The following is a 20,536-nucleotide window of genomic DNA, read 5'->3' on the forward strand; positions in this document are numbered from 1 at the left end:
GGAAAGCGTTGGCTTTCCCTTTTTTGATGGTTCGTTGGAGTGCTGCTTCATGGGCATCAGTACCAAAGTTTGGTTCGCAGCGTTACGCGGTTGGCTGAAGATCGTCTTCGGGTTCTCGGGGGGCAGGGGTGTAAGGTTGGTAGACAAAACGCCACGCGTGCCGCAAATGCTGGGAAACGTGCCTGGTGGTCAGGTAAACCTGTTACCCGTCAGCGCGCTGACGCAACCGCTGCGCGTCGATGTGCCGATGTGGCCGTCCTCCAACCCCTCAGTACAGTACCCGGAGTCGCTCACCCTGTTCTGGAACGGTGATATTGTTACCAAGAGAACCTGGGTGGCGCCAATCCCCGAAGCGGACCTCACTTTTTACGTTTCCATCGATAGACTTGGGGAGGGCAACCCTGTCCTGACTTACCGGGTTGTCATGTTCACTGGGGAGCCCGGAGACTCTGATCCGCTGATGCTGACCATTGACCGCCAAGCCCCTCTGCTGCCGACCGAAAATATGTTGCTGCTCCCCCCCGAGGTGATTGCAGGGGGCGTGACTGTGGAGTATCTGGAGCAGAACGGCGATGAGTTGTGGGCAACATTGCCTGCCTACGATGCCCCCCAGGTAGGCGACTGTATCAGCTACTACTGGGACCGGGAGCAAGGTCGCCACGAGCTCGTTGATCGGCGTGTGCTCACCCAGGCCGATCTAGAGGAGAGGGAGCTGAAACTGAAGTATTCCGGTGAGATGATTCGTGACCGTGGTGATGGCCCACGTTACCTGCACTATGTAATCGAAGACCGTGCCGGCAACCAAGGCGCCGCAGCCAGTAGCAGGAGGTTGGAGGTGGCGGCGACGATTCCTCCGCGTGTTTTGTCCTGGCCGGAACTGCCTAAGGCATTGGGTGAAGGGCAGAATATCGTGCTTGAGACCGGTTCTGTAAGAGAAGAGTTGGTCGCATTGATTCCGGACGAGGCGGGTGTAGGTAGCCAGGAGCCTGTACAGATGCAGTGGGGAGAGCCCGGCAAATTAGGCGCTGTAACCATTTCTGATGTGCCTGGTACCCGTCGATTTCTCGTGCCGTTGGAACACCTTGCCGCGCACAGTGGCAAAACCATACCGTTGTATTACGTGGCCTCCGGCGATGAGTCGACCCGGCGTGAGGTCAGGCTCACGGCATTCAGGCCTGACGCGCCGCCGCCGCAGATCAAAGAGGCACAGGTCGATACCCTGAGCCTGCGTGCCGTTACAACGGTCGCTCATGTTACTCAGGAGGCCTGGTCGCTTATCAGCACCGATCAGCGGGTCTCGATCAAAGTTGTTGGTCGCAACTCGAGTGGCCAGTCGCAACAATATGTCGTGGTCGCGCAGCACACGGTAACCGTGGAGGAGATGTTAGCGGGGCTGGGTGGAGGAGGCGGGCATACCATACCCAAAACGTTTTTGCTGACATTGGCCCTGAACAGCAGGCTGACCGTCGAGGTGACGGTCAGCCTGGACGGCGGTGAGACTTGGCCCGACTCGGCAAGTTTCGTACTCCAGTTGACACTGGTCGCTTGAGGCGAGTTTTAATGAAGGTCGCTGGTTTGTTCCTTGGATGCTGCACCGTAATCGTTGAGAATTGAAAACGTCACCTTGCCATCGGGCGCCAATCGCTTATCAGCTAACGCATAGGTCTGTTGAGCAAATGGCGCCACCATCGCGGTGGCTTGCACGCTTTGTTCATGCCCACTGGCATGGACTTTCAGGCGGCTGAACGTGAAGTGGTAGGGTGAGGGGTTTTCAACGGCCAGATGAGGTTTGCCGTTGAGTATTTTCACCGACCATTTCAGCGCCTTGAGGTGATCTTCTGGGCGGCTTTTAAGTTCGCTTGAGCGGTAGAACAGCTTGATGCGGGTGCGCAGTGCGATGTTGAGGATGTTCGCGTCTGTTTTCTCCTGCTGGGGGATCTCCTGCACATTGAAAAAGAACAGTGACTCACGGTCTTGTGGCAATTCGTTAGGCAACCTGTTGATCTGGACCATCTGCTCCGTGCCCGGGTCGAGGCGGAACAGTGCGGGTGAAGCAATCATGGGAACAGGGGTGACAGTATCGTCCTGCTCGGTGTTGACCCAGGCCTGTGCGGCGAAGGTGCGATCGCTGGGGTTGGCGACAATCACCGATGAGCTGCGTGAATCGGTACTATGGACAATGCGTGTGGTACTGATTGTCAACGCTGCTTGTGCCGTAGATAGCGTGGTTGCCAGGCAGGTCGCGAGTGCGACATGACGTAAAAAGGAGTTTCGCTGGATGATGGACATCGAGAGGGTGAACCTTGGTTCGAGGCTGGCTGCATCTGTAGGACCTCAGGTGCTGAGTTCAGCACCTGAGGCGATGATCAGTTGATCGCCACTACGTAAGTGATAGTGGTCGCGACCTGGCCTTCATCCACCGTTGCAGCTGTTGTCTGCAGACGGGCCGAGAAAATCATCTCGGTTGGATCGGTTTCGCTCAGCGGGTAGTCCATGGATGCCGTGTCTGGATCCAGCTGTCCACCGGTCCGATCAGAAATCTTCAGGGCCAGGCCATTGGTGTATCCGAGGCCATTCTGCAAGGCGTAGAGTTTGCCGCTGCCATCCTGACCATAAGCCGGGGTAAAGGTGATGTTGCCGACTGCACCCGGGGGGATGGTGCAAGTAGCATCAGGAGTGATCCGCAGTGCAAATCCGATTTGTGGTGTTTCTTGACCAATAGCGGTGAAATCCTTTTTCTTGAAGTCACCCAGGTTCAGCAGCGGCAGGGGGGTGCCGGTACCGGGTGTTACGACATCAATAGGGCAGGTGCCGCCAGTGCTGACAGTTCCGGTGAAGTTGATCGTGCCGGTGCTGGCCATTGCTACGCTGCTGGTCAACGTGATGGCGAGTATGGAGAGTATTTTTTTCATGCGTCTTCCTAATTGGCGTAAAGCTTGAGCAGTCTGTGCCATGCGTGTCCGTATTGTGACGGGATGGCACCTGCAGGGTAAGGAAGGCGAACGGTGAGGTCTGTAGGAGAAAGTAGTTGTTCTACTGGGATTAAAACACAGTGTGCCTGATGCGCGTGCACAGTCTGGATACTGCTGCCCAGAAGCCTGAGCAGCAGTATTCAGGACTAGTGGCTGAGACCCTGATTTGAGGCGTTCAGCAGTTGCTTTTCCTGACTCCAGTCGAAGGGTTCATCGTTCTGTTGCGCTTCGTAGCGCCGCTCTTCCAGTCGTTGATACAGGTCCAGTTCTTCGTCAGGCATGAAGTGCAGGCAGTCGCCGGCAAAGAACCACAGCAAGTCGCGGGGTACCAGGTGAGCGATTTGCGGGTAACGCTGGATCACCTGGCAGATCAGGTCCTGGCCCAGGTACTGGCTTTCGAGTGGGTCTTGAGGCAGCAGGGTCAGCAGTTCGTCGAAGCGCTCGAGGAACAGGGCGTGGCTTTCCTCCGGCACCTGTTCGGCTTCACCCAGGGCCACCAGGATGGTGCGCAGGTGGTTTAGCAGTTGCAGGTGGTATTCCAGGTGGGGGTTGGCCATGGCGGTGGTCCTCGGGGGTGGTTAAAACGGGCGCGGAGTATACGCCGGTCGGGGAGGGGGCCGCAAAACGGCCCCCCAGCCCCAGCCTCAGCGTACCTTGCCCGCTTCTGGCAGCAACTGCGCCTTGTCGAAGGCATCCACGTCGATCACTGCCCGGCGTGCTTGCTCCGCCGCCTGCAGGCGTTGCCCTTCGCCGGGCTGCAGTACGCCGTTTTCGACTGCTGCCTCGATCAACGACTGCCCGGGGGCCGGCCGCACCTTGCCCTCCTTGACTGCCTGGTGCAGTGCCTTGTGCAGGGGCACAGCCTCGTCCAGCAAATCGCAAGCCCGTTGCAGGGCGGCCACCGGGTCGCCTTCAGCTTGTGGCCTGAAGCAACCGGCGAGCAGCTCTTCCAGCGCCGGGTCGCCTTTGCTGCGGCCAATCAGCGCCGCCACCTCGGCATCCAGTTCATCGCTCGGCCCGGTATGGCGGCGGCCGAAGGGGAACACCAGCACGCGTAGCGCACAGCCAACAAAACGATTGGGGAAGTTGTCGAGCAGGCGGTCCAGGGCCGTTTCGGCCTGCCCCAGGCTTTCTTCCATGGCCCAGCGCAGCAAGGGCTGCATGTGTTCGGGCGAGCCGAGGTCGTGATAGCGCTTGAGCGCGGCACTGGACAGGTACAGGTAGCTGAGCACATCGCCCAGGCGTGCACTCAGGCGCTCACGGCGCTTGAGCGCGCCGCCCAGTAACATCATCGAAAGGTCCGCCAGCAGCGCGAAGGCGGCGGCCTGGCGGTTGAGGGCGCGGAAGTAGCCTTGGCTCAAGGCATCACCCGGTACGCGCTCCAGGCGGCCCAGCCCCAGGTTGAACACCAGCGTGCTGGCGGCGTTGCCGGCGGCGAACATGATGTGTTTCATCAACAGGTCGTCGAACTCGTGCAGTGCCTGGCCGTGGTCTTCGCGACCCGCCAGGGCCATCTCCTTCAGCACGAATGGGTGGCAGCGGATCGCACCCTGGCCGAAGATCATCAGGTTCCGCGAGAGGATGTTCGCCCCCTCGACCGTGATGAAGATCGGCGCCCCTTGCCAGTTGCGGCCCAGGTAGTTGTTCGGGCCCATGATGATGCCTTTACCGCCATGCACGTCCATGGCGTGTTGGATGCATTCGCGGCCGCGCTCCGTCAGGTGGTACTTGAGGATTGCCGACAGCACCGAAGGCTTTTCACCCAGGTCGACGGCCTTGGCCGTCAGCAAGCGGGCGCTGTCCATCAGCCAAGCGTTGCCGCCGATGCGTGCCAGCGATTCCTGGATGCCTTCGAAGGCCGCCAGCGGTACGTTGAACTGTTCGCGGATGTTGGCGTATTGGCCGGTGACCAGGCTGGTGTACTTGGCCGCGCCGGTGCCGACTGCCGGCAGGGAGATCGAACGGCCCACCGACAGGCAGTTCATCAGCATCATCCAGCCCTTGCCGAGCATGGCTTGGCCGCCGATCAACATGTCCAGCGGGACGAACACGTCCTTGCCACTGTTGGGGCCGTTCATGAAGGCGGCGCCGAGCGGCAGGTGGCGCTTGCCGATGTCTACGCCGGGCGTGTCGGTAGGGATCAGGGCCAGGCTGATGCCCAGGTCTTCCTCGTCACCCAACAGGTGGTCCGGGTCGTAGGCCTTGAATGCCAGGCCCAGCAGGGTGGCGACCGGGCCCAAGGTGATGTAGCGCTTTTCCCAGTTGAGGCGCAGGCCGATGACTTCTTCGCCTTGCCACTGGCCTTTGCAGATGATGCCGGTATCTGGCATAGCGCCGGCGTCCGAGCCCGCCAATGGGCCGGTCAGGGCGAAGCAGGGGATCTCGTCGCCGCGCGCCAGGCGCGGCAGGTAGTGGTTGCGTTGGTCATCGGTGCCGTAGTGCAGCAATAGCTCAGCAGGGCCCAGAGAGTTGGGCACCATCACGGTGGACGCCAGGTCGCCGCTGCGGGTGGCCAGTTTCATCGCAACCTGCGAGTGGGCGTAGGCCGAGAAGCCCTTGCCGCCGTATTCCTTGGGGATGATCAGGGCGAAGAAGCCATTCTCTTTGATGTGCGCCCAGGCATCGGGGGGCAGGTCCAGGTCCTGGCCGATCTGCCAGTCGCTGACCATGGTGCACAGTTCTTCAGTGGGGCCATCGATGAAGGCCTGTTCTTCTTCTGTCAGCTTTGGTGCCGGGTAGGCCAGCAACGTGCGCCAGTCGGGGCGGCCGCTGAACAGTTCGCCATCCCACCAGACGGTGCCGGCGTCGATGGCTTCCCGCTCAGTCTGCGACATGGGCGGCAGAGTACGCTGGAACCACTTGAACACTGGGCCAGTGAACACCTTGCGCCGCCATTCCGGCAGGGCCACCAAGGCGATTTTCACGGCCAGCACAACCCACAGCAGGGCCAGCAGCCAGCCGGGTGCGCGGCTGAAAATACCCATCAGCAGCACGTAGGCCGCCATGATGCCCAGTATCTGCAAGGGCGCCAGGCGTCGGTGCGTGAGGTATGCCGCGCCGATCACCAGTACCACCAACCACAACAGCAACATAATCGGTCCTCCTTGGAACCAAGGGCTTGAGCCGTCCCAGACAGCTTAGACGCAACGCTGTGAACGGCCTGTTCAGAACAGTGACAGGGTGTGGCGATGGGAGTTTCAGATCATTGTTCGCCTGTGCCGGCCCTTTCGCGGGCAAGCCCGCTCCCAGAGGGATACCGGTGGTTTGAGGATTGTGGTGATTCCTGTGGGAGCGGGCTTGCCCGCGAAGAGGCCAGTACAGGCAATAAAACTCTGGAGTAGACTGTCCACCCACTGCATTCCATAAGGACGTTGCCATGCTGAAGATCTGGGGCCGCAAGAATTCGAGCAATGTGCGCAAGGCGCTGTGGATCGCCCACGAGCTGGGCCTTGATTTCGAATCCATCGACGCCGGCGGCGCCTTCGGCGTGGTCAACGAGCCGCATTACCGCGCCCGCAACCCCAACGGCCTGGTGCCGATGCTCGAAGACGGCGACCTGACGCTGTGGGAGTCCAACACCATCGTCCGCTACCTGTGTGCCGAGTACGGTGCCGAGCAGGGCTGGTACCTGGAAGACCCGCGCCAGCGCGCCTTGGCCGACAAGTGGATGGACTGGACTACCTCGTCCTTCGCCACCCCCTTCCGCCCGCTGTTCTGGGGCCTGCTGCGCACGCCAGAAGACCAGCGCGACTGGGTCGCGATCAACGCCGCGCACAAGCAGTGCGCACAATTGCTGGCGATCGCCGACGAAACCCTGGCCCAGCAGCCGTACCTGTCCGGTGACCAGATTGGCATGGGCGACATCCCACTGGGTAGCTTCATCTACGCCTGGTTCGAAATGCCTATCGAGCGCCCGGCCATGTATCACCTCGAGGCCTGGTACGCTCGCCTGAAGCAGCGCCCGGCCTACCAAGCGGCGGTGATGACTGCGCTGACCTGAACCTGCCTCGATAGTCATTATCAATACATGTGACTGTACTTGTGTGGCCGGGCCTTGCACCATGGCCGCACTCACTGCGCCAGTGACTTTGCCTGGCGTGTCCTGAACCTTTTTTCTCGGTAAATGGCCCGCTATGAGTTCCGCCCTGTCCATTCGACAGCTGACAAAGACCTACGGTAATGGCTTCCAGGCCCTCAAGGGCATCGACCTGGACGTTGCCGAAGGCGACTTCTTCGCCTTGCTCGGCCCCAACGGCGCCGGCAAATCCACCACCATCGGCATCCTCTCGACCCTGGTCAACAAGACCAGCGGCACAGTGAACGTATTTGGCCACGACCTGGACCGCGAGCCCTCGGCGCTCAAGCGTTGCCTGGGCGTGGTTCCACAGGAATTCAACTTTAACCAGTTCGAGAAGGTCTTCGACATCGTCGTGACCCAGGCAGGCTACTACGGCATCCCGCCCAAGCTTGCCAAGGAGCGCGCCGAGCAGTACCTGACCCAGCTGGGTCTGTGGGACAAACGCGACGTGCAGTCGCGTTCACTGTCGGGTGGCATGAAGCGCCGCTTGATGATTGCCCGTGCCTTGATCCATGAACCGCGCCTGCTGATTCTCGACGAACCCACCGCGGGTGTGGATATCGAACTGCGTCGCTCGATGTGGAGCTTCCTCACCGAGCTCAACCAGAAGGGCATCACCATCATCCTGACCACGCACTACCTCGAAGAGGCCGAGCAGCTGTGCCGCAACATCGGCATCATCGACCACGGCACCATCGTCGAGAACACCAGCATGCGCCAGTTGCTGGGCAAGCTGCACGTCGAGACCTTCGTCCTCGACATTAAGCAGGACCTGGCCTCGGCGCCTGTGCTGCAAGGCTACCCGTGCCGGCTGCTGACCCCGCACACCCTGGAAGTGCAGGTGGAGAAGGACATCGGCATTACCGCGCTGTTCGGCCAGCTGGCGCTGCAGAACATCGAGGTGCAAAGCCTGCGTAACAAAACCAACCGACTCGAGGAGCTGTTCGTGTCCCTGGTGGAAAAAAACCTGTCGAAGGTGGCCGTATGAGTGTGGAGCTGCGCACCAACTGGGTCGCCCTGAACACCATCGTCTACCGCGAAGTGCGGCGCTTCTTGCGTATCTGGCCGCAGACCCTGCTGCCGCCAGCGATCACCATGGTTTTGTACTTCGTCATCTTCGGAAACCTGATCGGCCGGCAGATCGGCGACATGGGCGGCTTCACCTACATGCAGTACATCGTGCCGGGGCTGATCATGATGTCGGTGATCACCAACTCCTACGGTAACGTGGTGTCGAGCTTCTTCGGCAGCAAGTTCCAGCGCTCCATCGAGGAGCTGATGGTGTCCCCGGTGTCGCCACACACCATTCTCGTGGGGTATGTGCTGGGTGGCGTGCTGCGAGGCTTGGCGGTCGGAGTGATCGTCACCATCCTGTCGATGTTCTTCACCGACCTGCAGGTGCATCACCTGGGTGTGACCGTGGTCGTGGTGCTGCTGACGGCAACCATCTTCTCGTTACTGGGCTTCGTCAACGCGGTGTTCGCGCGCAACTTCGACGATATCTCGATCATTCCAACCTTCGTGCTGACGCCGCTGACCTACCTGGGCGGGGTGTTCTACTCGATCAACCTGCTGCCGCCGTTCTGGCAGACCGTGTCACTGGCCAACCCGGTGCTGCACATGGTCAATTCGTTCCGCTACGGCATCCTAGGGGTGTCGGATATCAGTATCGGGACGGCGATCACCTTTATGTTGGTGGCTACCGCAGTGCTGTACACCCTGTGCATCCGCCTGCTGGTCAGCGGCCGCGGCATGCGTGCCTGAGCCTTTGAGTTTGCGCCGGCGCCACTGCCGGCCCACCCACCATCGCCAGTACAGCAAGGTGGTGAAGTAGGCGAGGATGCCCAGCACCACGCCACACACCACCGAGCCGAGCAGGAAGGGTTGCCACAGGGTCGACAGCTGGTCGGTGATCCATTCGAAGGTCAGGTCGTCGGGCAGGGTGCGCGGCGGTATCTGCAGCAGCCAGGCGCCGGTCATGTAGGTGACCAAGAACACCGGTGGCATGGTCAGCGGGTTGGTCAGCCACACCAGGCTGACCGCGATCGGCAGGTTGCCGCGCACCGGGATCGCCAGCGCAGCGGCCAGCAGCATCTGCATGGGGATGGGGATCAGCGCCGCGAACAGGCCCACGCCCATGGCCCGGGCCACCGAGTGCCGGTTCAGGTGCCAGAGGTTCGGGTCGTGCAGCAACGTACCGAAAAAGCGTAAGGACTTGTGTTCCCGAATGCTGGTCGGATCCGGCATGTAGCGTTTGAAAAGTCGGCGCGGCATGTAGGCTCCCGGGGTGTTGATCGGGGCAGTATGCCTTGATTACTTAACGGCCTCGTTTAGAGTTTGTGACAATTGTTGAGCAAGCTTTGCCGGCATTTGCGCTATGCCTGAGAAGGTCATTTCGCAGCGGAGCTCTACCTCATGCGCACAGGGATGTTTGCGCTCGCGCTCGGGCTGCTCTGCCTGGGCTTTCTCCCCGTATTGCCATCGGTCGGATGGCTACTTCTGCTGTTAGTCGGCGCTGTCGCCTGCCTGTTCACGCGGTTTTGGCCAGTGGGCTGTTTTCTGTTGGGCCTGTGCTGGGCGTGCGGGTCGGCCCAGCGAGCGCTAGATGACCGACTCGCGCCTGAACTGGATGGCCGCACGTTATGGCTGGAGGGCAAGGTTGTCGGCCTGCCGAGCCGCACCGCGCAAGGCGTGCGCTTCGAGCTGGAGCAACCCTACTCACGGCGTGCCGAACTGCCGCGGCGCCTGCAACTGAGCTGGTTCGACGGGCCGCCGGTGCGTGCAGGCGAGCAGTGGCGCTTGGCAGTGGCCCTGCAGCGGCCTGCCGGGCTGCTCAACCCCCATGGGCCTGATCGAGAGGCACAATTGCTGGCACGGCGGGTGGGGGCTACTGGCACGGTCAAGGCCGGGCAGGTGTTGAGCGCTGTAGCGGGCAGCTGGCGAGACGAACTGCGGCAACGGTTGTTGGCGGTCGAGGCCAATGGCCGGCAAGCGGTGTTGGTGGCCTTGGTGTTGGGCGACGGTGCGGGCCTGGCCCGCGAGGACTGGCAGACGCTGCAGGCCACGGGCACGGTGCACCTGCTGGTGATTTCCGGGCAGCACATCGGCCTGGTGGCGGGTTTGCTCTATGGCCTGGTTGCCGGGTTGGCACGTTGGGGCCTGTGGCCCGCGCGGCTGCCCTGGCTGCCCTCGGCTTGCGGCCTGGCGATGGCAGGCGCGCTGGCCTACGGCTGGCTTGCCGGTGGCGGCGTGCCGGTGCAGCGGGCCTGCCTGATGCTGGCAGTGGTGTTGCTTTGGCGTCTGCGCTTTCGTCACCTTGGCGCGACGCTGCCGTTGCTGCTGGCGCTGGTCGCCGTGCTGTTGTTCGAACCCTTGGCGGCGCTGTTGCCGGGGTTCTGGCTGTCGTTTGCCGCTGTGGCGACCTTGATCTACTGCTTCAGTGCCCGCCTGGGTGGCTGGCGGCCCTGGCAGGCCTGGACGCGTGCGCAATGGGTGATCGCCATCGGCTTGCTGCCGGTGCTGCTGGCCACTGGCTTGCCGGTGAGCCTGAGTGCGCCCCTGGCCAACTTGCTGGCGGTGCCGTGGGTCAGCCTTGCGGTGTTGCCGTTGGCTTTGCTGGGGACGCTGCTGTTGCCCGTGGCGGGTGGAGGAGAGGCTTTGCTGTGGCTGGCCGGGGGCTTGCTGGAGGTGCTGTTCAGGGTCTTGGCCCTGGCCGCGAGCTGGCGCCCAGCGTGGGTGCCGCCGGCCTTGCCGCTGTGGGCCTGGTCAGTGGTGTGCCTGGGCGCGCTGCTGGTGCTGCTACCCCGTGGCGTGCCCTTGCGAGGGTTGGGCGGGCTCATGCTGCTGGCGTTATGGGTGCCTAGGGCGTCGGTGCCCTTGGGGCAGGTGGAGGTCTGGCAGTTGGACGTCGGCCAGGGGCTGGCGGTGCTACTGCGTACCCGCAATCACAGCCTGCTCTACGATGCCGGGCCAGCAAAAGGGGAGTACGACGCGGGGGCGCGTGTGGTGCTGCCGACCCTGCGCAAGCTGGGCGTAAGCCACTTGGATGCGATGCTGATCAGCCACGCCCATGCCGACCATGCTGGGGGCGCGCCGGCCATTGCGCAGGGCATGTCTGTCACGCGGGTGCTCGGTGGCGAGGAGTTAGAGGGCCTTGGGCTGCAGCCGTGTGTCACCGGTGAGCAATGGGAGTGGGATGGCGTGCGTTTTTCCCTCTGGCATTGGGCTGAAGGGCAGAGCAGTAACGACCGCTCATGCGTGCTGCTGGTCGAGGCGCAAGGGGAGCGCTTGCTGTTGGCCGGCGACCTGGAGGCCGCAGCTGAACGGGCCTGGCTGGCGTCTACTGATACACCCCGCATCGACTGGCTGCAGGCCCCGCACCATGGCAGTCGCAGCTCGTCCATCGAGGCATTCATCCGCGCCACGGCGCCACGTGGAGTGCTGATATCGCGGGGGCGCAACAATGGTTTTGGTCATCCGCATGCCCAGGTGCTCGAGCGCTATCGGCGGCATGGGCTGGCGATTCATGATACGGCGCTGGAGGGTGCGTTGCGCTTGGTGCTGGGGCGTCAGGGTGACGTTGAGGGTGTGCGGGGGCAGCGGCGCTTCTGGCGTGAAGCGGGCAGTGGCTGATCGGGCCCTTTCGCGGGCAAGCCCGCGAAAGGGCCCGCCAAGGCAACCGAGAACCCACGGTGGCAACTGGGTCCGGCCAATTCCCTGACCTTCGGCAGATGAGCCCCCGGCGGTCCTATGGTAGAGTGGCGGCCTTTTTCCGAAGGGGCGTTTACTGTGTGGGAATTGGTCAAGTCCGGTGGTTGGATGATGCTGCCGATCATTCTGAGTTCCATCGTTGCCATGGCTATCGTTGTCGAGCGCCTGTGGACCCTGCGCGCCAGTCGCGTGACCCCGCCACACCTGTTGGGCCAGGTCTGGATGTGGATCAAGGACAAGCAACTCACCAGTGACAAGCTCAAGGCCCTGCGCGCCGATTCGCCGCTGGGCGAAATCCTTGCCGCAGGCCTTGCCAACTCGCGCCATGGCCGCGAAATCATGAAAGAGTGCATCGAGGAGGCCGCATCGCGCGTCATCCACGAGCTGGAGCGCTACATCAGCACCCTTGGCACCATCGCTGCGATGGCCCCGTTGTTGGGCCTGCTGGGCACCGTGCTGGGCATGATCGACATTTTCAGCGCCTTCATGGGCTCGCAGATGACCGCCAACGCCGCCGTATTGGCCGGGGGTATTTCCAAGGCCCTGGTCACCACTGCAGCGGGCTTGATGATCGGTATCCCGGCGGTGTTCTTCCACCGTTTCCTGCTGCGCCGCATCGATGAGCTGGTGGTCGGCATGGAACAAGAGGCGATCAAGCTGGTGGAAGTGATCCAGGGCGACCGTGAAGTCGAAGTGGCCGGAGGCAAGGCGTGAAGTTTCGGCGCAATCGCCAGCGGGAGAACGTCGACATCAACCTGGCGTCGCTGATCGACGTGGTGTTCGTCCTGTTGCTGTTCTTCGTAGTCACCACCACCTTCACCCGCGAGACGCAACTGCGCGTCGAACTGCCCGAGGCCGCCAGCGCCGAGCAGCCACCGGCCGATGAGCGCAAGCTGGTGGAAGTCACCATCAGTGCCGAGGGCGTGTATTCGGTCAACAACAACCTGCTGCCCAAAAGCGACCTGGCCACCTTGAGCGAGGCCATTGAGCGTGAGTCGGGCGGTGATCACACGTTACCGCTGGCGATCAGCGCTGACGGCAAGACACCGCACCAGGCCGTGGTGACCGCGATGGATGCGGCCGGCAAGCTCGGGTTCAGCCAGCTGCGCATGACCACCGTCGAGGCAGCCCAGGGGACGCCTTGATGGCCTTTGCCGACCGTTTGCTCGCCGCCTGGTACGCCGGGCACCCGGCCCTGGCGCTGCTACGCCCGCTTGAAGCCCTGTACCGCCGCGTGGTGACGCGCAAGCGTGCGCGTTTTCTCAGCGGCGAAAGTCCCAGCTATCGCGCGCCGGTGCCGGTGATCGTGGTGGGCAATATTACCGTGGGAGGCACTGGCAAGACGCCGATGATCCTCTGGCTGATCGAGCATTGCCGCCGGCAGGGGCTCAAGGTCGGTGTGGTCAGCCGCGGTTATGGCGCCAGGCCAGCGCACCTGCCTTGGCGCGTTGAGGCCGACCAGGCTGCCGACCAAGCCGGTGACGAGCCGCTGTTGATCGTCCAGCGCACGGGCGTACCCTTGATGATCGACCCCGATCGGTCGCGCGCGGTGCAGGCGCTGCTGGCCAGCGAGCCGCTTGACCTGGTCCTGTGCGATGACGGCATGCAGCACTACCGCCTGGCGCGAGACCTGGAGCTGGTGTTGATTGACGCCGCCCGTGGTCTGGGCAATGGCCGCTGCCTGCCCGCCGGGCCGTTGCGCGAGCCGGCCGAGCGCCTGCAAGAAGCCGACGCGGTGCTGTTCAACGGTGCCCGCGCCGACTCACCAGCCGGCTTTGCCTTTAGCTTGCAGCCCTCGGCACTGGTCAACGTGCGCAGCGGTGAGCGGCGTGGTTTCGATCTGTTCCCGGCTGGCCAGCGCCTGCACGCGGTGGCGGGCATCGGTAACCCGCAACGTTTCTTCAATACCCTGCAAGGGCTAAACTGGCAGCCGGTGCCGCACCCGTTCGCCGACCACGCGCAGTTCAGCGCCGAGCGGCTGACGTTCACGCCGCCGTTGCCGTTGGTGATGACCGAGAAAGACGCGGTCAAATGCCGTGCCTTCGCTGCTGACGACTGGTGGTACCTGGCCGTCGAGGCGCAGCCGTCGCCTGCCTTCAGCGCCTGGTTCGACAGCCAGTTGCAGCGCCTGCTGCCTGGGCACCGAACGCCCTGAGCCCCTTTTCAATTTCCGGCCACCTGGCCTCAAGGAAGCTTTCATGGACACCAAACTGCTCGATATCCTGGCCTGCCCGATCACCAAGGGCCCGCTCAAGCTCAGCGCCGACAAGACCGAGCTGATCAGCAAGGGCGCGGGCCTGGCTTACCCGATTCGCGACGGCATCCCGGTGATGCTGGAAAGCGAAGCGCGTACCTTGACCGACGATGAGCGCCTGGACAAATGAGCCTGGACTACACGGTAGTGATCCCCGCCCGCCTGCGCTCTTCGCGCCTGCCGGGCAAGCCGCTGGCGCTGATTGCCGGTAAGCCGATGGTCCAGCACGTGTGGGAACAGGCGCGCAAGAGCGCGGCCAGCCGTGTGGTCATCGCCACGGATGACGCCAGCATCGTCGAGGCCTGCCAGGCATTTGGGGCCGAAGTGCTGCTGACCCGCGCCGACCATGAATCCGGTACCGACCGCCTGGCCGAAGTGGCGGCGCACCTCGGGTTGCCCGCCGACGCCATCGTGGTCAACGTGCAGGGCGACGAGCCGCTGATTCCGCCGGTGATCATCGACCAGGTGGCGGCCAACCTGGCGGCCCACCCTGAAGCCGGTATCGCCACGTTGGCCGAGCCGATCCACGAGCCACAGGTGGTGTTCAACCCCAATGCGGTCAAGGTGGTCTGCGACAAGAATGGCCTGGCCCTGAGCTTCAGCCGCGCGCCGCTGCCCTGGGCGCGTGATGCCTTCGCCGCCAACCGCGAGCAACTGCCGGAAGGCGTGCCTTATCGTCGCCACATCGGCATGTATGCCTACCGCGTGGGCTTCCTTCAGGACTTCGTCGGTTGGGGGCCGTGCTGGCTCGAGCAAACCGAAGCCTTGGAGCAATTGCGTGCCTTGTGGCATGGCGTGCGCATTCATGTCGAAGACGCCCTTGAGGCACCTGCGGTGGGCGTCGATACCCCTGAAGACCTGGAGCGCGTTCGGCGCTTGCTGGAGGCTTGATGCGCGTCCTGTTCGTTTGCCTGGGCAACATCTGTCGCTCGCCTACCGCCGAAGGCGTACTGCGCCATCAGTTGCAGGCCGCGGGGCTTGCCGAGCAGGTGCACGTGGCGTCCGCCGGTACCGGTGACTGGCACGTCGGCAAGGCGCCCGACAGCCGCACCTGCAAGGCCGCCATGGCGCGGGGCTACGACCTTTCGCAGCAGCGCGCCCAGCAGGTCAATGTGGCCCACTTTGCCGAGTACGACCTGATCCTGGCCATGGACGAAAGCAACTTGAGCCATTTGCGAGCCATGCGCCCGCAGTCTGCGCCCGGCGAGCTCGACCTGTTCCTGCGTCGCTATGGCGCGAAGCTGGATGAAGTGCCAGACCCGTACTACGGCGGCGCTGATGGTTTCGAGCAGGTCCTGGACCTGATCGAGGACGCGTGCGAAGCGTTGGTCGTGGAAATCAAGGGGCGGTTATGACAGCGCTGTGGCAGGAGCACGTTTCGCTCAAGCCTTACAACACCTTTGGCATTGACGTCAGGGCCCGGCATTTCAGCCAGGTGCATGATGACGACGAGGTGCGTGAGGCGCTGGCCGAAGCGCACCGCCGAGGCGTGCCGGTGCTGGTCATTGGCGGTGGCAGCAACCTGCTGCTGACCGGTGATGTCGACGCGTTGGTGCTGCACATGGCCAGCCGTGGCCGCCGCGTGGTCAGCGATGATGGTGAGCACGTTGTGGTCGAAGCCGAGGCGGGCGAGCCTTGGCACCCGTTCGTGCAGTGGACGCTGGCACACGGTTTTTGCGGGTTGGAGAACCTCAGCCTGATCCCGGGCACGGTGGGCGCTGCACCCATGCAGAACGTGGGCGCCTATGGCGTCGAGATCAAGAACGTGTTTGCCGGCTTGACCGCACTGGACCGCCAGACCGGCGAGCTACGTGACTTTGGGTTGGAAGAATGCGCCTTTGGCTACCGCGACAGCCTGTTCAAGCGTAACCCTGGGCGCTGGCTGATCTTGCGCGTGCGCTTCATGCTGACCCATACGCTGCAAGCCCACCTGGACTATGGCCCTGTGCGCCAGCGTTTGGTGGAGCAGGGCGTAGCGCAGCCGAGTGCGCAGGCGATCAGTGATGCCATCTGCAGCATTCGCCGCGAGAAGTTGCCGGACCCCGCCGAGTTGGGCAATGCCGGGAGCTTTTTCAAGAACCCTGTGGTGTCTGCCGCGCTTGTCGAGCGTATCCGGGGGCAGTTCCCGGGTGTCGTGGCTTATCTCCAGGCCGATGGCCAGGTGAAGCTGGCGGCAGGGTGGTTGATCGAACAGGCGGGGTGGAAGGGCTATCGCGATGGCGATGCCGGCGTGCATCGGTTGCAGTCGTTGGTGCTGGTCAATTATGGCCAGGCGAGCGGGGCGCAGCTGCATGACCTGGCGCGGCGGATTCAGGCAGATATCTACGAGCGATTCGGGGTTGAGCTGGAGATGGAGCCTAACCTGTACTGAGGCGTGCTGTAGGAGCAGTCTTGTGCTGCGAAGAGGCCGGTGAAAGCACTGTAGATCTTTGGTGTTTGCACTGGCCTCTTCGCAGCACAAGGCTGCTCCTACCTGATCCGGGTTGAGGCCTGAAATAGAGGCAAGCAAGAAAAAGCCCCGCCAGTTCGCACTGGCGGGGCTTTTTCATTCAGCCTTGGCTATCAGCCGTGATGAGGTTTGTGCTCATCAGCGGTTTCCAGGGCAGTTTCCTGCGTCGATGCAGCAGCTTCCTGCGCAGCTTTAGCAGCAGCCTCGGCTTCACGCTTGCGGCGACGCACTTCACGTGGGTCGTTAGGCGCGCGGCCGTTTGGCAGCATTACAGTGGCGGTTTCGACCACCGCAGGTGCTTCGACCGGTGCAGGCTCTACCGCAACTGGAGCAGGCTCAACGACCACTTCCGGCTGGGCTTCAACAACCGGAGCAGGTGTTTCGATAGCCGGTGCTTGTTCGATGAAGGCCGGGGCCTTTTCGATTTCACCGGCTTCGACCGCTGCCGCTTCCACTGGGGCTTCGGCAGCCACTGCAGGTTCGGCCGCAGGGGCTTCTTCCGCGACCGGTTGTGGCGCAACTTCAACCACAGGTTCGGCGGTCGCTTCCACCACTACGGGTTCGCTGACAGGTTGTTCGACCACCGGAGCAATGGCGACGTCCTCGGCCTGTGCAACGGCTTCGACCTGCTCGGCGGGCTTGGCGACTTCGCGGGTGTCGGTTTCGGCGACTTCGGCGGTAGCGCGCTCGGCCTGCTGGTTGGCTTGAGCTTCGGCATCGGCACTGATGCTGCTGCTGGCAACAGCCGCGGTCACGGCCAAGCCGGCAGCCAGTTCGGCACCCAGCTCGCTGGCCTGGTGCTGTTGTGGCTGCTCTTCGCTGCCGTCGTCTTCGCTGCCTTCGATCAGCTCACCGTTGGCATTGCGCTGACGCTCGCGACGGTTGCTGCGACGACGCTGGCCGCGGGAACGGCGGCGCGGACGCTCGCCATCGGCGCCTTCCTGCTCGTCTTGCAGAAGTTCTTCGTTCGGCAGTTGCTCTTCGGCAAGCTCTGCAGCCTGCTCGGTGGCTTCTTCGCTGGCACGTGGCTGGCGCTCTTCACGTGGTGGGCGTGGGGCACGCTCTTCACGTGGGGCACGTTCTTCGCGAGGGGCGCGTTCTTCACGCGGAGCACGTTCTTCACGTGGCGCGCGCTCTTCGCGAGGGGCACGCTCTTCACGTGGTGCGCGTTCTTCACGCGGTGCACGCTCTTCGCGTGGGGCGCGTTCTTCACGTGCTACACGCTCTTCACGTGGCTGGCGCTCTTCACGTGCAGCGGGTGCCGGCGTGGCTTCCAGCGGCTCGCGCAGTTCGCGTACCGGGCGTTCTTCGCGGTTGCCACGACGGTCTTCGCGAGGCTGACGTGGTTGGCGCTCTTCGCGCGGTGCACGTTCTTCACGCGGGGCACGTTCTTCACGTGGTGCGCGTTCTTCGCGAGGCTGACGCTCTTCGCGTGGGGCGCGCTCGGCACGCTCTTCGCGTGGCTTGCGCTCTTCATCGCGGCGGCCGTTACGGTTGCGGGTCTGCTGGCGGCCGTTGCGACGCTCTTCGTTGCGCGGGGTGCGTTCAGCAGCTGGTTTTTCGGCAGTGACGGCCGGTGCGGCGACCGGTTCGTCCTTGCCGGCGAACAGGCTGACCAGCGACTTGACCAGGCCTTTGAACAGGCTTGGCTCTGGGGCGCTTGGCGCCGGGGCTGCCGGTGCGGCAGGCTGCTGCGGCTCTTCGACAGTGCTCGGCACCGGCGCATTGGCGCGGGCCGGGGCAGTCTTGACCGCGGCTTCCTGGCGAACCAGGGTGCGGGTGGCGGTCGGCTGCGGCGCTTCTTCGGTTTCGGTGGCTGCGATCTCGTAGCTGGACAGGTTGTTCAGCACTTCCGGGTTGTCGTCGCGCAGGCGCTGGACTTCGAAGTGCGGGGTTTCCAGGTGATCGTTCGGCAGGATGATGATGCGTGCACGGGTGCGCAGTTCGATCTTGGTGATCGAGTTGCGTTTCTCGTTCAGCAGGAAAGCCGCGACCGGGATCGGCACCTGGGCGCGCACTTCGGCAGTGCGGTCCTTCAGCGCTTCTTCCTCGATCAGGCGCAGGATGGCCAGCGACAGCGACTCGACGTCACGGATGATGCCGGTACCCGAGCAGCGTGGGCAGACGATGCCGCTGCTTTCGCCCAGCGATGGGCGCAGGCGCTGACGGGACATTTCCAGCAGGCCGAAGCGCGAGATGCGGCCAACCTGAACGCGGGCGCGGTCGGCCTCAAGGCACTCACGCACACGCTCTTCGACGGCGCGCTGGTTCTTCGCCGGGGTCATGTCGATGAAGTCGATGACGATCAGGCCGCCGATATCACGCAGACGCAGTTGGCGGGCGATTTCCTCGGCCGCTTCCAGGTTGGTCTGCAGGGCGGTTTCCTCGATGTCGCTGCCTTTGGTGGCGCGCGCCGAGTTGATGTCGATGGAGACCAGGGCCTCGGTCGGGTCGATCACGATCGAACCGCCGGACGGCAGGTCGACGACGCGCTGGAAGGCGGTCTCGATCTGGCTCTCGATCTGGAAACGGTTGAACAGCGGAACGCTGTCTTCGTACAGCTTGACCTTGCTGGCGTACTGCGGCATCACCTGGCGGATGAAGGTCAGGGCTTCTTCCTGGGCGTCCATGCTGTCGATCAGCACTTCGCCGATGTCCTGGCGCAGGTAGTCGCGGATGGCGCGGATGATGACGTTGCTTTCCTGGTAGATCAGGAATGGCGCGGCGCGGTCAAGGGAGGCTTCCTTGATGGCGGTCCACAGCTGCAGCAGGTAGTCCAGGTCCCATTGCATTTCTTCGCTGCTGCGGCCAAGGCCGGCAGTGCGCACGATCAGGCCCATGTCGCCCGGCACGGTCAGGCCGTTCAGGGCTTCGCGCAGTTCGTTGCGCTCTTCGCCTTCGATGCGGCGGGAGATGCCACCGGCGCGTGGGTTGTTGGGCATCAGCACCAGGTAGCGGCCGGCCAGGCTGATGAAGGTGGTGAGGGCGGCGCCTTTGTTGCCGCGCTCTTCCTTTTCGACCTGGACGATGACTTCCTGGCCTTCGCTGAGGACGTCCTTGATATTGACGCGGCCTTCGGGGGACTTCTTGAAGTACTCGCGGGAGATTTCTTTCAGCGGCAGGAAGCCGTGACGTTCGGAGCCGAAGTCGACGAAGGCGGCTTCGAGGCTAGGTTCGATGCGGGTGATCTTGCCTTTGTAGATGTTGGCCTTTTTCTGCTCACGGGCGCCGGACTCGATGTCCAGGTCGTAGAGGCGTTGGCCGTCCACCAGGGCTACACGCAACTCTTCGGGTTGAGTTGCGTTAATCAGCATTCTTTTCATGTTGTACCGTCGGTTTCCGGGCTGCCGGAAACGGCGTTCGGCACACACGACGTCTCATGGTCGGTGCCAAGGTGCGCAAAGGGTGGCGGGGCCACCCCCGTGTCGAGCGACGTTCGGCACCAGCCGGTTGCCCAGCCTGCCGTTGTCACGACGACGCGTCCTGTTTGCTGCGGTGCCTACCAGGCCCTTGTGGCTTTCGAATAGGTATCCGAATCAACCCAGCGGGCCAAGTGCACTCAGTCAGGAGGAGGAATCAACCTTCAGCCGTGGACGCCCGGAGGCATCTGTTTCAGGACCTTATCCGCTCGCCGCCCATGTCAGTGGGCCGGTGGCCGGACGCGGTGCTACACGGTCCGAGGGCTGTGCATCTCCACCCTGCACGTATCCCTGATAATTCGGGTGCTGCCGCGCGCTGAATCCGCAACGGGTTGCATTTTTCGCCAGCGCGGGTTCCGCGCTGGCGCCATTCATGTCCAAGGCAGGTATTTCCGAAGCATTCGCCGTGCGTTGCGTGGAAGCGACGAGGCGGGCAGAGGTGCAGCGAAAAGAATCGGGTAAGCAGGTGAAACACCGCACTTGTCGTTTTTTTTCGGTCTTCTCTACACAGCGCTGGTGGCGATTCCAGGCAATTCGGTAAACTGGCGAAAACCCCGTAGGACGGCCTCGCGTCCTGGAGAATTGCGAAGGTCAGGGACCGGCGAAGAGCCTGGTGCCGCTGGCCTGCCGCTTTTGGCGGCGTTCGCGACTATA

General features: G+C 63.1%; 18 protein-coding genes. 12 read left to right on the forward strand and 6 right to left on the reverse strand.

Translation table 11 applies throughout. The features are described 5' to 3' along the window. Positions 1-49 precede the first annotated feature (49 nt). Positions 50-1,549 carry a hypothetical protein gene (locus tag LOY53_RS07230; RefSeq protein WP_258703793.1) on the forward strand — a complete coding sequence of 500 codons (1,500 nt, stop codon included), beginning with the start codon at positions 50-52 and terminating at the stop codon, positions 1,547-1,549. 8 nt (positions 1,550-1,557) lie between these two features. Here LOY53_RS07230 and LOY53_RS07235 read toward each other — a convergent pair whose 3' ends face one another. The 4 genes from LOY53_RS07235 to LOY53_RS07250 all read right to left on the reverse strand — a co-directional run bounded on the left by LOY53_RS07235 (position 1,558) and on the right by LOY53_RS07250 (position 6,064). Then, positions 1,558-2,289, reverse strand: a complete 732-nt coding sequence (locus LOY53_RS07235) for a molecular chaperone (protein WP_258703794.1) — start codon at positions 2,287-2,289, stop codon at positions 1,558-1,560. Between the two features lie 77 nt (positions 2,290-2,366). Then, the gene (locus LOY53_RS07240) at positions 2,367-2,912 is read right to left on the reverse strand and encodes a fimbrial protein (protein ID WP_252827101.1); all 546 of its coding nucleotides are present in this window, start codon (positions 2,910-2,912) and stop codon (positions 2,367-2,369) included. A gap of 206 nt (positions 2,913-3,118) precedes the next feature. Next, positions 3,119-3,529: a PA2817 family protein gene (locus LOY53_RS07245; RefSeq protein ID WP_258703795.1), complete on the reverse strand. Its 411-nt coding sequence runs from the start codon at positions 3,527-3,529 to the stop codon at positions 3,119-3,121. Positions 3,530-3,616: 87 nt separating this feature from the next. Then, a complete protein-coding gene (locus LOY53_RS07250) occupies positions 3,617-6,064 on the reverse strand; it encodes an acyl-CoA dehydrogenase (protein WP_252827105.1) in 2,448 nt (815 codons plus the stop codon). A gap of 284 nt (positions 6,065-6,348) precedes the next feature. Between LOY53_RS07250 and LOY53_RS07255 the strand changes: the two genes are divergently transcribed. From LOY53_RS07255 to LOY53_RS07265, 3 genes are all read left to right on the forward strand, one after another. Then, on the forward strand, positions 6,349-6,972 hold the full coding sequence (locus LOY53_RS07255; protein ID WP_099453294.1) for a glutathione S-transferase: 624 nt from the start codon (positions 6,349-6,351) through the stop codon (positions 6,970-6,972). Between the two features lie 133 nt (positions 6,973-7,105). Further along, positions 7,106-8,038 (forward strand): ABC transporter ATP-binding protein, encoded by a 933-nt coding sequence (locus LOY53_RS07260; RefSeq protein ID WP_252827106.1) that lies wholly within the window; start codon positions 7,106-7,108, stop codon positions 8,036-8,038. After that, entirely contained in the window at positions 8,035-8,814 is a 780-nt protein-coding gene (locus tag LOY53_RS07265; protein WP_016500910.1) for an ABC transporter permease, read from the forward strand. The genes LOY53_RS07260 and LOY53_RS07265 overlap by 4 nt, the downstream gene beginning before the upstream one ends. Here LOY53_RS07265 and LOY53_RS07270 read toward each other — a convergent pair. Next, complete coding sequence (locus tag LOY53_RS07270) at positions 8,698-9,324, reverse strand: DUF2062 domain-containing protein (RefSeq protein WP_252827107.1); 627 nt, start codon at positions 9,322-9,324, stop codon at positions 8,698-8,700. The two genes, LOY53_RS07265 and LOY53_RS07270, sit on opposite strands and share 117 nt — an antisense overlap. 141 nt (positions 9,325-9,465) lie before the next feature. On the opposite strand from LOY53_RS07270, the gene LOY53_RS07275 reads away from it, so the two are divergent. The 8 genes from LOY53_RS07275 to murB all read left to right on the forward strand — a co-directional run bounded on the left by LOY53_RS07275 (position 9,466) and on the right by murB (position 16,385). Further along, positions 9,466-11,682 (forward strand): DNA internalization-related competence protein ComEC/Rec2, encoded by a 2,217-nt coding sequence (locus LOY53_RS07275; RefSeq protein ID WP_252827108.1) that lies wholly within the window; start codon positions 9,466-9,468, stop codon positions 11,680-11,682. 156 nt (positions 11,683-11,838) lie between these two features. After that, a complete protein-coding gene (locus LOY53_RS07280; RefSeq protein ID WP_027596066.1) occupies positions 11,839-12,474 on the forward strand; it encodes a MotA/TolQ/ExbB proton channel family protein in 636 nt (211 codons plus the stop codon). Continuing rightward, complete coding sequence (locus LOY53_RS07285) at positions 12,471-12,905, forward strand: biopolymer transporter ExbD (protein ID WP_027596067.1); 435 nt, start codon at positions 12,471-12,473, stop codon at positions 12,903-12,905. Before LOY53_RS07280 ends, LOY53_RS07285 begins: the two co-directional genes overlap by 4 nt. Then, on the forward strand, positions 12,905-13,915 hold the full coding sequence (lpxK, locus tag LOY53_RS07290) for a tetraacyldisaccharide 4'-kinase (RefSeq protein ID WP_252827109.1): 1,011 nt from the start codon (positions 12,905-12,907) through the stop codon (positions 13,913-13,915). Before LOY53_RS07285 ends, lpxK begins: the two co-directional genes overlap by 1 nt. A gap of 43 nt (positions 13,916-13,958) precedes the next feature. Further along, positions 13,959-14,144, forward strand: a complete 186-nt coding sequence (locus LOY53_RS07295) for a Trm112 family protein (protein WP_003247142.1) — start codon at positions 13,959-13,961, stop codon at positions 14,142-14,144. Continuing rightward, the gene (gene kdsB, locus LOY53_RS07300) at positions 14,141-14,905 is read left to right on the forward strand and encodes a 3-deoxy-manno-octulosonate cytidylyltransferase (RefSeq protein WP_099453299.1); all 765 of its coding nucleotides are present in this window, start codon (positions 14,141-14,143) and stop codon (positions 14,903-14,905) included. The genes LOY53_RS07295 and kdsB overlap by 4 nt, the downstream gene beginning before the upstream one ends. Further along, on the forward strand, positions 14,905-15,369 hold the full coding sequence (locus LOY53_RS07305) for a low molecular weight protein-tyrosine-phosphatase (protein ID WP_258703796.1): 465 nt from the start codon (positions 14,905-14,907) through the stop codon (positions 15,367-15,369). The genes kdsB and LOY53_RS07305 overlap by 1 nt, the downstream gene beginning before the upstream one ends. Further along, positions 15,366-16,385 (forward strand): UDP-N-acetylmuramate dehydrogenase, encoded by a 1,020-nt coding sequence (murB, locus tag LOY53_RS07310; RefSeq protein ID WP_258703797.1) that lies wholly within the window; start codon positions 15,366-15,368, stop codon positions 16,383-16,385. Before LOY53_RS07305 ends, murB begins: the two co-directional genes overlap by 4 nt. 191 nt (positions 16,386-16,576) lie before the next feature. On the opposite strand, the gene rne is transcribed toward murB, so the two are convergent. Continuing rightward, positions 16,577-19,786, reverse strand: coding sequence for a ribonuclease E (gene rne, locus LOY53_RS07315; protein WP_258703798.1), 3,210 nt, complete (start codon positions 19,784-19,786; stop codon positions 16,577-16,579). Positions 19,787-20,536 lie beyond the last annotated feature (750 nt).

The organism is Pseudomonas sp. B21-031 (assembly GCF_024748985.1).
Lineage (GTDB): Bacteria > Pseudomonadota > Gammaproteobacteria > Pseudomonadales > Pseudomonadaceae > Aquipseudomonas > Aquipseudomonas kermanshahensis.

Bases quoted from the DNA above. Each gene is read 5' to 3' on its own strand.
- LOY53_RS07240 (WP_252827101.1), bottom strand. From the start codon at position 2,912: ATGAAAAAAATACTCTCCATACTCGCCATCACGTTGACCAGCAGCGTA.
- LOY53_RS07295 (WP_003247142.1), top strand. From the start codon at position 13,959: ATGGACACCAAACTGCTCGATATCCTGGCCTGCCCGATCACCAAGGGC.
- LOY53_RS07245 (WP_258703795.1), bottom strand. From the start codon at position 3,529: ATGGCCAACCCCCACCTGGAATACCACCTGCAACTGCTAAACCACCTG.
- LOY53_RS07270 (WP_252827107.1), bottom strand. From the start codon at position 9,324: ATGCCGCGCCGACTTTTCAAACGCTACATGCCGGATCCGACCAGCATT.
- rne (WP_258703798.1), bottom strand. From the start codon at position 19,786: ATGAAAAGAATGCTGATTAACGCAACTCAACCCGAAGAGTTGCGTGTA.
- murB (WP_258703797.1), top strand. From the start codon at position 15,366: ATGACAGCGCTGTGGCAGGAGCACGTTTCGCTCAAGCCTTACAACACC.
- LOY53_RS07230 (WP_258703793.1), top strand. From the start codon at position 50: ATGGGCATCAGTACCAAAGTTTGGTTCGCAGCGTTACGCGGTTGGCTG.
- lpxK (WP_252827109.1), top strand. From the start codon at position 12,905: ATGGCCTTTGCCGACCGTTTGCTCGCCGCCTGGTACGCCGGGCACCCG.
- LOY53_RS07250 (WP_252827105.1), bottom strand. From the start codon at position 6,064: ATGTTGCTGTTGTGGTTGGTGGTACTGGTGATCGGCGCGGCATACCTC.
- LOY53_RS07275 (WP_252827108.1), top strand. From the start codon at position 9,466: ATGCGCACAGGGATGTTTGCGCTCGCGCTCGGGCTGCTCTGCCTGGGC.
- LOY53_RS07305 (WP_258703796.1), top strand. From the start codon at position 14,905: ATGCGCGTCCTGTTCGTTTGCCTGGGCAACATCTGTCGCTCGCCTACC.
- LOY53_RS07265 (WP_016500910.1), top strand. From the start codon at position 8,035: ATGAGTGTGGAGCTGCGCACCAACTGGGTCGCCCTGAACACCATCGTC.
- LOY53_RS07235 (WP_258703794.1), bottom strand. From the start codon at position 2,289: ATGTCCATCATCCAGCGAAACTCCTTTTTACGTCATGTCGCACTCGCG.
- LOY53_RS07255 (WP_099453294.1), top strand. From the start codon at position 6,349: ATGCTGAAGATCTGGGGCCGCAAGAATTCGAGCAATGTGCGCAAGGCG.
- LOY53_RS07260 (WP_252827106.1), top strand. From the start codon at position 7,106: ATGAGTTCCGCCCTGTCCATTCGACAGCTGACAAAGACCTACGGTAAT.
- kdsB (WP_099453299.1), top strand. From the start codon at position 14,141: ATGAGCCTGGACTACACGGTAGTGATCCCCGCCCGCCTGCGCTCTTCG.